3 protein-coding genes and 1 tRNA gene are annotated in these 12,922 nt (G+C 60.7%); 2 read left to right on the top strand and 2 right to left on the bottom strand.

Annotation, left to right across the window (positions count from 1 at the left end):
• Positions 1-9: 9 nt before the first annotated feature.
• Positions 10-94: transfer RNA gene (locus AC1DWQ_RS20150), tRNA-Leu, on the top strand.
• Between the two features lie 356 nt (positions 95-450).
• On the top strand, positions 451-1,470 hold the full coding sequence (locus AC1DWQ_RS20145; protein ID WP_477671233.1) for an aspartyl/asparaginyl beta-hydroxylase domain-containing protein: 1,020 nt from the start codon (positions 451-453) through the stop codon (positions 1,468-1,470).
• A gap of 918 nt (positions 1,471-2,388) precedes the next feature.
• Here AC1DWQ_RS20145 and AC1DWQ_RS20140 read toward each other — a convergent pair.
• Positions 2,389-2,796 carry a hypothetical protein gene (locus AC1DWQ_RS20140; RefSeq protein ID WP_477671232.1) on the bottom strand — a complete coding sequence of 136 codons (408 nt, stop codon included), beginning with the start codon at positions 2,794-2,796 and terminating at the stop codon, positions 2,389-2,391.
• Positions 2,797-2,808: 12 nt separating this feature from the next.
• Positions 2,809-12,837, bottom strand: a complete 10,029-nt coding sequence (locus AC1DWQ_RS20135; protein ID WP_477671231.1) for a LysM peptidoglycan-binding domain-containing protein — start codon at positions 12,835-12,837, stop codon at positions 2,809-2,811.
• Positions 12,838-12,922: the final 85 nt, after the last annotated feature.

The following is a 12,922-nucleotide window of genomic DNA, read 5'->3' as shown; positions in this document are numbered from 1 at the left end:
CTCCTCGCAGCCCGGGTGGTGAAATTGGTAGACGCAGGGGACTCAAAATCCCCCGCCGCAAGGCGTGCCGGTTCGATTCCGGCCCCGGGCACCACATCCCGAAAAGCCGGACGGTTTCAGACCGATCCGGCTTTTTCTTTTGTCAGACGCAGTTGTGCGTGCGGCTTCACATACACACGCGCCCTCCACGCGACACGCGGTGGGCAAAAAGCGGGAAGAGCCTACAGCGCCTGCCGGACTGCGCTCAACTTCCCAAAGAACATTTGCCGCAGTGTCCAGCAGAAGCTTTTCCAACATTTTTTCACCTCGAGATTCGGTGCCAATCTCCAGTGCAAAAACACCGGCAACGGCGCGTGGCGTGAATATACTTAAACCATCATCCCGCGCAGGCTCGCACAACAAAGCAGAGGCGAGCCTTATCCATTTCTCACACAAAACACTTGAGTTGCCATGCAAAAAGCAAACTGTTCCCGCGGCATTTTTGAAGACCTTCTTTGCCAGAGTCTTTTTGAGCCGGAGCTGTTGAGGAATGTGGCAACCCTGCTGGACCAGGACCCTTTTTTCATGCGGGGGCATCTGGAGATGTTGTGGAGTGCCCAGAAAAAAGACCATGAGGAACTCTATGCCGGAGTCCTGCATGATGCCTTGGCCGCAGCGGCCACGCTTTACCGCGGCGGCGAGCTTCAGCTAAACACCCTGGCGCACTGGACATCATCAGATTTCGAAAGCCTGCGGGAGGTTTTACGGATGGGGCTGCAAAGAAAAGAGCTTTCCCTGTGGAAACGGGCGGGCATCTTTCGCCAGTTAAGGAGCCTGTCCCGCGTGATGCAGTCCATGCCGCCCGCAGACGCTGGCGAACAAAAGTACCTTGTGTTCCAGAAGACCGTGGATGTGCGCGAAATTGCCGCGGAGGTGAAAGGCATTGCGCCTTACTGGTGGGGCGTTCACACCCACAGGCAGGAGGCTCTTGATCACCACAGGCACACGCAATCCATTGTGGTCAGGAACAGAAAGAAGCATGAACGCGATTACCTGCCCGCCAATGGCGTCCATGAGAGCGAGGAAACCGCTTTCTCCAGAAAATACCCCAAAACCAATGCGCTCGTGACCTCTTTGGCGCAGGAACTGGGCCTGGCCCTGGGCCGCGTTGTGTTGGTCAAGCTACCGGCTCACCACCAGGTTTACCGGCACTACGATGACGAAGAGTCTCTTGAGGGAAGAGACCGCTACCACTTGGTGCTCAGCTGCGGCGAGTGCAATGTACTGGAGTCAGGCAACAACCGCTTCAATGTGAAGCCCGGGGAGCTCTGGTTCTTTGACAACAAGGTGATGCACAGGGCCGCGAACCCATCGGGTACGCCGCGCGTGCATATTATTTTTGATGGGTATCCGCTTGGGAAATTGGGTAAAGCCGCATCCGCGGTGTCTGTGATCGCACAACCCGCGCCCACTCCAATTCTGCCCCACTGACTTCGCCAGCTCCGATTTGCAGCGCAATCATTTGCAACCCTCACGCCCATAAAAAAGAGGCTGCAGGATGCCTAGGTTCCTTTAGCTTTTCATGATAGTTCCCGGCTACATCCCGTAGCATGAGGTACATGTTTTTGCTATAAATTTCATAGCCGGTACCGCAAAAAGGAGACGCTCGCCATACCTAAAAACCCTGTTGAAACAGCTCCATATTGAATTTCGTCGAGATTTGATTTGACTATGGGGTGAACCCCTTGGGCTGGAGCGCAAGGTTCACCGGAACTAAGCCGCCGTCACGTGCCCCTTAAATCGGACAGTTCATAACGGGAGACTAGTCACTTCTTCTGGTTAAGCCGACCTTCTACGCCCGAGCTCGCTCGGGGTCAGGCTACCGAGCGAGCCGTGAGGTGAATGCAACCCGACGATAGTCATCGGCCCTCGAACACAGAGCTTAGCGCTGCCAGCGCCAGTGGTATATCGATGCTGGGAGCACTGATGCGCACCGCCTTGCAAGAAATCCCGCCCGCACCCCTAGCCTCTGTAGATACCGTACTCGATACGACGAAGGCCAGCTATAGCGGCTGGAACTAAATTCTCACCCCAGCGGTCGAATTGTTCTCCCAATTGATGCTCAGACAGTCTGCCTTCACCAGACGCACTGCCTGGGCATAAGACACCTAAGGCCGAGGAGTCTATATTGCGGGCTACGAGGCCTCTGCCAACGTAACTACCCGATTGCAAGGGTTCATTGAAGATGCCTAAAACGCGAAGTGCCTTCATTGGCACTGGCTTACCGTTCATCGAGCGAATTCGAATGGTAACTCGTCCTGCTAGCCGCTTAGTTCCTACTCTCTCTGGTCCAGTCCATGGGTACTTTTCATAAGTCGGCCAGTTTCGACGGAATTCAACAACCAGCACTCACGCAAGTGCCTTTATGGGCAAAAATTGGGCGTCTATTCTGTCAACGTCCATGGATATCATCTTGCCTTCAAGGTAGCCGTAGTCTGAATCAAAGGCGCCGTCTTCAAATACAAACCCGCAAGCATGCAAGCGCCCTTCAAAAAGTCTGCCTTTTATCTTGTAAGAGTAAGCGCTTCCTTGCCTTATGACACTTTGCTCGGACTCATCTTCTATCTCTTCAACGTGATAGTCATTCAATATCAGCAAGCTCAATTTAACTGGGTAGCTGACACCCTCGACTAAGTTACGCAAACGCCCACCGGCAAAGCAAACGAGTTCGCAATCGCCAATGCGAAGAATCACTTCTTCATCAACAATTTCACTTAGTTTTTCAAGTCGAACCATTTGCACGGTCGTAGCCTTCATAAATATATTTGATTATTTTGTATATGGGAATTTCCAACCATTTTGCGGCAATGGCCCCACAGTATCAGTACGAAAGGCCTTGAGCTTGCTCTGAGAGCTATCACCAAGCAAATCAAATAACTCTGTCCGTGGCTTGGTATGAATTGTAGTAATGAACCCATCCGCATCCGTCCCAACAAATCCGAACAATGACTCGCCAGTCTTCTGCCGGTTTCTCATAAATGAGACGTAGCCCGTTCTCACTTCGTTCGCTGGCTCATAGAAATAGCTAACTTGTTGTCCGTTTTGCATTATGTCCTGCCCGACTCTCAGATAGTCGTCAGCATTGCCGATGCGGGAAGTGTTGCGGGAGAGAAACTCTGATCCATGCTTTTCAAAGTGCTCAATGAGTTTCGCCTCACTCCTGAAACTTGCGCCCCCCATATTCGCCCCAAAGGAAGGCGAAATCCCATCCATCGCTGCCATGCTCGGCAAGTCCCTGGCAAGCCCAGAACGGATCACTGCGTTCAATTCAGTATTGAGCTCTGAACGAAATAGCGAAGCCACCTTATTTGCGCCACCAACGGCTGCAACGTTCAACACAACCTCGGCCCCATTCCAAGCAGCGTCCGTATAGTTCCCTTGCAAGGCATTGGTGGTCCCATTCAAGGACGCAAAGAAAGTGTTTACCGTCAAACCCGGTGGAGAAAACTGCGCCGCGCCAACCAACGACACCGCCAAGTTCTGCCCTGCTTGCATCCCAAACGAGTTCATTCTGGCTAGATCGCCAGCAGACATCTCTACCGTCTGCTTGCCATCCCACGCCTTCATGACCCGCCCGTCATACTGATTCAGCGCAGCCGCACTAAACTGATCTAGCACCGACGGGCGCGGCATGCTTCGCATCAAAGCGGCCACTTCTTGTGGCGTGCTTGGCGTTGCAATTCCATACGGATTGGTTGGCGTGCATGACAAACCAGAACTATCGGTCGCCGCTTGCGCGCTTGCCTCTGCTTGCTCTGCACGGATTGCCGAGTCCATGCTGATCAATTTCCCTCCAATGCGCAAGCTGCTAGCACTGATGTCATCGCGCAGCGTCAGTACTGTGCCAATCTGCAAGCTACGCGCCCCTTTTGCAGACGCGCTCAGGCCGTTGTCAGCCAAAATCAGGGCTCCAGCGCGTTCGTCACCAAAGAAGGCGCGCCCGATGCTTGCCGGGTTATCGCCCTCACGCACGGTATACGTGCGTAGCGTGGAAGGCGCTCTTATTGCTGTCGAAGAGTTGGCCCAGCCTAGTCTTGCTGCACGACGTTCAGCCAGATCGATGGCCCAATCCTGCCCGCCCGTGTACCCATCACCATCGCTCTGAATATCAGATCCATTGCGATAGCCGTACTCGCTCGCAGGGTTATAGCTATCGCTAGCCCGGTCCATCTCGTTGACATAGTCACCTGCATGGGCTGGGTTGTAACTGTCGCTTGCCCGATCCATCTCATTCGTATAGTCCCCCGCCGAGTAGGCTCCCCCCCCTTGCGTAGGCTGCATAGCATCGACGAAGGAGTTACCCAACGCATTGCCAAACGCATCAGCGGCAATCTGCTGCACAGCGATCCTGCCGCCCCGGGCGATGGCGGTGGCGGTACCCGCGGCTAGGCCGGTAATGGCTCTTGCGGCAAAGGGGCTGATATCCGTTTTGCCCAGCGCACCTCCAACAATGTTGCCAACACCCGCGCCGACGGCGCTGGCCGCTACTCCACGCCAGTCAAAATGGTCTTGCAGGCCCGTCACGACGCCAATCCCCTGCGTCAGCGCGTTGCTCAAGGCAGCACGCGCGATGGTATTGCCCAGACTGCTAGCCTGTCCGCCCAAAGGAGCCACGTTTGAGAGGCCACCGGCGACCCCACCACTGATGGCTCCCATTGCGACCTGTTTCCAGCTAAATCCGTCCTGAATACCCAGAGCGTTGCCAACAAGTTGCCCTGCTATGGATCCCGCAGCACCCCCGATAGCGCCGGCGATTGCCATATCTGCCGCCCCATATGTGGCAGCAGATGACAAGGTAACAGTGCCTCCTTCTATGGCGGCAGCGCTGTAAGCAACACCCTCGGGAACGGCATAGTTCATGAGGTAGTACTGTTGCGTCACTGCCGCTACCACGATGACCACAATCACCACAATAATGGCACCAAGTCCACCACAGCCACCATCATCCTGCGCAGGCGGCGGTGGCGTGGGCAGGTTGGGCGTGGTGTCACCCACGATCGCGCTCGGGTCGTAGGGCTTGAAGGTATTGAAGTTGTTGCTCAGCGTCCCCACGCGGTTGGGGATGGTCAGGGTCTGGCCGACCTTGAGGTCGTTGTCGCCCGACAAGCCGTTGGCCTCTGCGATGCGGTACCACAGGGCGCTGTCGCCGAAGGCCCCCTTGGCGATGCTTTGCAGCGTGTCGCCCGGTGCCACGATGTAGATGCCCGGGCTGGCCGACGGGTAGTTTCCGTTGATGGGCTGGTACCCGAAGTTGAAGTCAGCCACGTTAACGCCGCCGGCGGCGTTGCCGTAGCGGCCCAGCACTTCACCGCCAACGATCAGCTGGCGCTGGACCTGGCCGTTCTGGTTGGTGTACAGGGCCTTGCCGGCTGCGTCGTTGATGAAGCTGCGGTTGGCGGCGCCGTTGGTGCTGTCTGTGATGGCGGACAGGTTGCCGTTGACATCGTAGTAGCTGGTGGTAGTACCCGGCTGGAAGTAGCTGCTGCTGCCGTAGACGCTGGCTTCCTTGTAGCCCTCGTAACGCGCCTGGCTGTAGCTGTAGTAGTTGGTGTAGGCCGTGCCATCGTAGTTTTGCAGCGTGTAGCTTTGCAGGTTGCCGGCCGCGTCGTAGCTGCTGTAGTCGATCTCGTACTTGGCGCTGTCGTCGCTCTTGAACACGCGCTGATGCACCAGGCGGCCATTGGCGTCGAAACGGTTGATGCGCGTTTCGGTGCCGCTGGCGCCGGACGCGCCGCCGTTGAGCGCGTTGATGTAACCGACCGGCAGGTGGCCCGCCGGGCCGGTCTGCACACTGCGGTTGGCGCCGTCATAGAAGCGGTAGTCCAGCTGCACGCCGTCGCGCACGACGCCGGTCAGGCGGTTCAGCCCGTCGTAGGCATAGGCCTCCGTCGTCTGGCCCTGGCCCGCGGCGTAGTCTGTGCGGTATACGGGGACCTGCTGGGTCTGGTAGATGATGTTTCCAGATTCGTCCCGTGCGGGGATGGGGTTGCCCGACTCGTCCAGGGCCGGCTGGCCGGATTCATTGAGGACCCAGACCGGAATGCCGGTGCTGACGCTGTTGTAGTGGTCGACCACCTGCACGGCATTGACCCGGTTTCCGTAATAGGTGTCGCTGGTGCGGTTGCCGCTGCCGTCATAGGTGATACGGTGGCCCTGGGCGCCGAGATTGCCCGCGGCGTCCACCGCGTCCACCACGGTCTGGCGGTTCATCGCGTCGTACTGGAAGTAGCGGCTGCTGTCGTTGGCCGTGTCACCGTTGATGACGTGCGTCTGGATGTGCGTGCGGTTGCCCATCTTGTCGTAGTCGATGTTGATGTAGGCATGGGTGTCATTCACCCAGCGCAGGCGGCCCAGGGCGTCGTACGCCATGTGGTTGTCCTGGTAGACGGTGCCGTTCTGCGACATCTGCTCGCGCAACTGATGGCCGGCCAGGTCCCAGGCGTAGCTGGTGACCTTGCCGAGCGCGTAGTCGGTGATGCGGGTGAGCTGTCCGGCGGCGTCGTAGATGTAGCCCAGGCTCTGGCCACGGGTATTGGTCTGCGAAGTCAGCTGGCGCGCGTTGTCGTAGCTGTAGCTGTATTTCGCGCCGCCCAGGTCGGTGTGGCTGTACAGCCGGCCGAAGTAATCGTAGCTCCAGGTGCTGGTGTAGCCGTTGGCGTCGACCTCGCCGGATTTGCGTCCCTGCAGGTCGAAGGTAGCGCGCACCGTCTGGCCCAGCGGCTGGCGGGTGGCCACCACGTTGCCGCGCAGGTCGTAGGTGTAGCTCAGGGTCTCGCCGTTGCCGTTGGTGTCGGTCAGCTTGTTGCCGGCCTGGTCCCAAGTGCTGGACTCCACAATGGCGCCGGTGCCGATGTAGTAAGCGGAATTAGCGCTGTTGACACTGTAGATGCCCACAGCCGGGCGCACGGTGCTGAGCAGGCGGTTGAGTTTGTCGTAGTTAAAGGTGGTGACAAAACCGCGCGCGTCGGTGGCCTTGACGCGGTTGCCGAAGGCGTCGTAGCGGTAACTGGATACGGCGGCGTCCGCGTGGATGTCTTGCACCAGATTGCCGGCGGCATCAAATACCTGGCCGTTGACGTTGCCGTTCGCATCTTTCAGGGCAACCTGGCGGCCCATGCGGTCGTAGTAGATATTGGTCACCGGGCTGCCTGCGCCCTGGTTGCCGCCGCTGTCGGGCTGGATCTGCTGGATCAGCTCATTGCTGGCGTTGTAGCGATAGCTGGTTTTCCAGTTCGCGGAGCGCGGGTCGTTGATCTCCAGCACGTTGCCCCAGCGGTCGGTCTTCTGGTTGATGACCGGGCGAACCCACTGGCTGTCTCCGTTCTGGACGGCGGTTTGCCCCAGCTGGGCACCAGCACTCTGGCTGACCGAGCTGCTGCCCGCTGCCGTCGTATTGCTGGCGTAATACTGCGTCGGGATATAGGTAGAGACCGAATACGGTACGGCGACCACCACATTGCCGCTCCACTGGTAATGCTCGGCCAGTTGCGTGCCGTAGATGTAACCGGTGCTTTCGTCGTATCCGACAACGACCTGGTACGCGATGGGCGGGCCGTAAATAGGCTTGCTCGGGACCGTCATGTACTGAGCCGGGTCCGGCGGCAAATACCACACGTTCGAATACACCGGCGCCTGGTAGCTGTAAGTCGTGGGAACGTAAATCGTCTGGTAGATGATGTTGCCGGATTCATCGCGCGCATAAATCGGCTGCATGCTTTCGTCGTACCCGATGATGATGGGTGGCCCTTGCGTCGGCACCTGCACGGTGTAGTACGCCGTGGTGTAGCTGGTCAGCGTCCACACGGGGTAAGGAACGCCGACAACGACATTACCGCTCCACTGGTAATTGGCACCCAGCACCGTGGTGTAGACGGGTTGGCCGGATTCGTTGTAGGTGACCGTTTGCACCATGACCGGCGCGCTGTACTGGGCGTTCGTGTACCCGGTGATGTAGTTGGCCGGATTGGCCGGGGTGATCCACTGGGTCTGGACGTAGGGCGCGACGACCGCGATCTGGCCGGTGGCGTGCGCGTAGGGAGCTCCCTCCCCGGCGTGTATCCAGAGCAGTTCGTACTCGTAGGTGCCCGCGCCCAGGTTGCTCACGTCGGCGCCATCGTAGCCACCGCCGCGCGGAGCCACCGTACGGACCTGCCAGGCACCAGTGCTGCCGGCCGGCCTGACGCGCAAGACCTGTTCGACGCCTGCGCCCGGGCTTGCCCAGCCGTAAACGCCGGTCTGGACAAAGCCCAGCGGCGCGCTGATGGTTGACAGGGCCGGCATCGCCATCGACAGGTTGCCGGTCGCCGTGGTCCGCGTCGCGGCACCGGGCGGCGTGGTCAGCACCCGGTATTCATAGTTGCCTATACCGAGTGCGGACGCGTCAAAGCGCAACGCGTCGCCGAAATTGGTCAGGGCTACGTTGCTCCAGCCGCCGCTTCCGGCGGTGCCCGCAGGGCGCAGCTGCAGCTGGATGTCGGTCCCGGGGTCGGTGGGCACGGCCACTTCAATGGTGTTGCCGCTATAGCCCAAGCTGGTCTGGTCGCTGATTTGCTGCCAGTTGCCCTGCAGGTCTTTCTTATAGAGACGCAGGCGCGTTACGCTGCCAAGGCCGCCGTTAATGGTGCCGGCAGGATCTTGCCAACTCATGGTGACGCCGCTGGCGCCTTGCTCGGCGGTCAGTATCTGGCTGCGGCTACCCGCGGCGCCGCCGGCTTGCACAACCGTTCCGATGATGTTTCCGGCTTCGTCCCTGGCATAGATCGGCTGGCCGGCTTCGTCGGTGCCAATGATGGTGGCACCCACAAAATTGGTATAGATCGGCGTCACGTAGTCCATGACCACCTTGACGTCGCCGCTGCCCAGGCTTGCGAGGCTGGTCCAGCTCAAGGACACGCTATTGGTGCCGGTCCAGCCCAGGATGTTGCCGGATTCGTCGCGCCCGATGATGCTTGAAGACGAGGAAACATAAGCGTGGGTGGCGTTCTGGCGCACCAGCACTCCGCCTTGCGTCTGCAGGCGCTCGGGCTGCAGCTGCTGTGTCAGATGGCCGATCGCGTCGTAGCGCATGTCGGTGCGGCGCACGTCGGTCAGCGCAGCAACCTGGTCTGCGCTGGTGAAAGCCAGCAGGTTGGTATTGGCCCGGCCTGAGCCGGCGCTGCGGATGTCCGCCGTCTGGTGTCCCTGCAGATCGTAGAGCGCGACCTTGTCGACGCCATCGCCGCCGTTAGTCCGCCAGATGTGGCCGGCGTTGTCATAGTCGAAATACTCCTGCCGCCCGCCATTGACGCCCTTGCGCGTCATCTCGCCGAAGGCGTTGTACTCGACCGCGGTGTCCACCACGCCGGCTTGCGCCTGGCTGACGGTGGTGATGCCGGAGCCGGTCGCCTGCGCGGCGCTGCCTTCCCATTTGGCGATCCAGTTGCCACCAGCATCCTGCTGCCAGATACGTATGTAGCTGAGCTGTGAAATGCCGCCGTCTGTTGCGCTGGCATTTCCCCAGCCTAACGTAACGCCGCCACTCGCGGCAGCGGCGCCGAAATCCTGTACCTGGCTCGCCGCGTGGCTGGGCGTGCCGCCATAGATAATGCCGGACTCGTTGGAGCCGACCGGGCTGTAGGTCGACAGCGTCTGGTAGTCGACCTGGACGCGCACCAAGCCGCCCGCAGCATTGACCAAGCTGGACCACGTCAGGGAAACACTGTTGCTGCCCGCCAGCGTCAGCGATCCCGCCTCATTCGCTACCGTGGTGGCCGAGCCGACCTGCACCGTATTGAGGCCACCCTGCAGCACGGTGGTGGAAGCCGGGTCAATGACGTGGGTCTGGCGGCCCAGCTTGTCGTATTGATAAGCCCGAAACAGTGTTCTGGTGACACCGTCATTGCCCGTGACGGCTTGCCATTCCTTGGCGATGCTGCCATGCGCATCGTAGGAGCTGTAGTGGTTGTAGCCTTGTGCGTCCGCGAGCTGGGTCACATGGCCCGAGCGGTCGAAATATGCCATGGTCTGGCGATCCGCTGCGTCGGCCGTTGCCGCGGTGTAAGCGCTCTCGCTGGCAGCGCTGGCACCCTTGGCAAAGTCGGTCTTGACGACCACGTTGCCGTAGGCATCGCGGCGAAACACCGTCAACGGGGTCAACACGCTGCCGTCGGCCGTGCTTGCCCGTGCAGGGGCCGCAATCGCCGTGACGCGGCCCATGGCGTCATAGTAGCTGTAGGTGGAGGCACCGGCGGCGTCAGTCGTGCGGGTCAGGTTGCCGACGCTGTCGTAGCCGTAGGTCGTACTCAGGTTGCCGCGTACGCTGGTCGCATTGCTGTTGTCGCTGTACTCGACGTTCACCCTGACTTCCGAGGTCTTGCGGTTGCCCCGGTCAAAGATGTATAGCGTGGTCCGGTCGTCGGCGCTGCCAGTGGCGGCCGGCGAGGCAGCGGCGGGAGATGCGCTGTTCCAGCCCGCGATCGCCGTGGCGAATTCGGTGTGCGCGCTGAGGTTTCCAGCGGCGTCGAAAGCCTGGGTGGTCAGGTAGCCCAAGGCGTCCACGCTGGCGGTTTGCTGGCCACGCTTGTCGAAATAGTTGGTGGTGGATGTCCAGGTATCGGTCGCCGGGTTTTTCAGCAAGGCGACGCGGATCAGGTTGCCGAATGCGTCAAAGGTATTGCGGGTGGTTTTTCCCGCAATGAAATACTGGCTGCCGTTGGCGGCGTCCGGGTCGTAGACATAGGTCTGCGGCTCGGTGATCCGGACAGCGCGCCCCACACGGTCATACTGGGTCAGGAGGTTGCGGTCCATGCCGTGGTTGACGCCTGCCCCGTTGACCGCGGCATCGACCTGAGCCACCGACAGGCTTGCAGGGTTGCCGTTCGGCAAAGTCGTCGCCGATCCAAAGCGCACCAGACGGGTGACCTCGCCCATGACATTGCGTGTGTAGCCGGTCACAAAGCCCAGGCTGTCGACCTCATAGCTGACATTGCCAAGCTTGTCATAGGCCTTGTAGCTGAAGTTGCCGGCGACGTCGCGGTTGGCGATGGCGTTTCCCAGCATGTCGTAGCTGACCTGGCTGAACAGCGTCTGCTGCGTTTCAGTACGCGTGGCCAAGCCTGTCGCGCCGTTGGTCGTGAGATTGTCGGTGGCGGCGTTGTACACGCCCACCGCGGGGTAGGTCGTCTTGACCTGCCGGCCGAGGGCGTCGTATTCATAGCTGGTTAGCCGCTGCTCCGCACGCCCGAAAGCTTCAGTGCGGGAAACGAGGTTGCCGAGCGCGTCGTATGCCAGGCGCGTGACAACACCTGCCGCGCCGGAGGCGGTCTCATTGACCTCGAGATTGCCGCCCGCATTCACCACCACGGATGTCAAGGAAACCTGAGGTGAGGTTTCCTGGATGAGGCGACCGCCCGCGTCGTAGTCGTAGGTCCAGGTCGCAGATTTCTTGTTCGTGAAGCTGAGCTTTTCACCCAGTCCGTTGTAGGTATTGGATTCAGTGAAACCCAACGCATCGGTGCTGCCCGTCAGGCGGCCCGCGGCGTCATAGACAAAGCTGCTGCTGCGGTCATTCGCGGCCGAAGCAACGACGGCGCCTGCGATCGCGGTGGCCGTGCCGGCCGTGGCCGCCGGTATGGCCAGGGCGTATTCAGTCACGCCCTTGATGGCGCCGGTGCCGTCGTACACCGTCTTGCGGACATAGCCCAGGGCATCAACACCGTAGACCTGGCGGTTGCTGGCGTCGAACACGCGCTTTTCCACGCGATCGTTCGCCGCGTCAGCCACGAGCAAGGCGCGAACCGCCGCTTCAGAGGCCGTGGCGCCAAGGGTCGACACATTGACGAGCGCGGCATAGCGCTTGAGCTGCACGGCGTTGCCGGCAGCGTCGAATGTTGTTTCGGTGGCCGCGCCGTTGGCATCAATGTCAAAGACTTTTCGGTTGGCCAGGTCGTAGGCAAAGCGCTCGATGCGGTCGTTGGCGGCATCGGGGACCACCGCGGACTGGATCGCCTGGGCGCTGGGCGTGCCGGCTGCCGTGGGCGCCGTCATGGCCGCAGCGTAGCTCAGGCGTTGCGCCACATTGCCATTCCTGTCGTAAACCAATTGTGTGATGCCGCCCAGGGCGTCGACGCTGAAGGTCTGGCGGTTGGCCTTGTCATAGGCGAACACGGTGATGCGGTCGGCGGCGCTGGCCGTGACGCTGGCCGGCGCGGCCGAGCCGGCGATGGCCGTGGCGTACTGGACGGTCTTGACGGTGTTGCCGTTGCTGTCGTAGACGAAACGCGTGACGGCGCCGACGCCGTCGGCACGGTACACCAGCCGGTTGGCCTGGTCGTACACATTGCGCACGCGCACATCGCTGCCGGAAGCCACGACTGCGGCCGTGATGGCCGCAGCGGTGGCAGTGGTTGCCGGCGCTATCGGCCTGGCGTAAGCCAGCCGCTCCAGCACATTGCCGTTGGAGTCGTAGACCTGCTTGACGACGGCGCCGGTTCCGTCGACGGAGAGCACGGCGCGGCCAAGCTGGTCGTACACGGTGCGCAGGCGCTGATCGTGTGCGGCATCGGCGGCCGGTGCGGGAGTCGTGCCAGCCACCCAGGCGCTGCCACCGGACATCGCGACACGGTTTGCATAGGCCACGCGCTCAATGACGTTGCCGGCCGCGTCATACACGTACTTGACCACCTCGCCCAGGGCGTTGACCGTGGCCGTGAGCCGGCCGTCCCTGTCGTAGACGCGGTTCTCCACCAGGTCCGAGCCCGCGGCGGCAAGCACCCTGGCCTGGATTTGCGCCACGCTGGCGGCCGCCGGCAAGCCGGCCATATCCGCCGGTGTGATAGCCGTTGCATAGACCGTGGTCTTGACGACGCGGCCTTCCGCGTCAAAGCCGCTCTGCCTGACGTTGCCC

The sequence above is a fragment of the Polaromonas sp. P2_G11 genome (assembly GCF_056403595.1).
The sequence above is the reverse complement of the archived record's forward strand: the minus strand, read 5'-3'. Positions and strand labels throughout refer to the sequence as shown.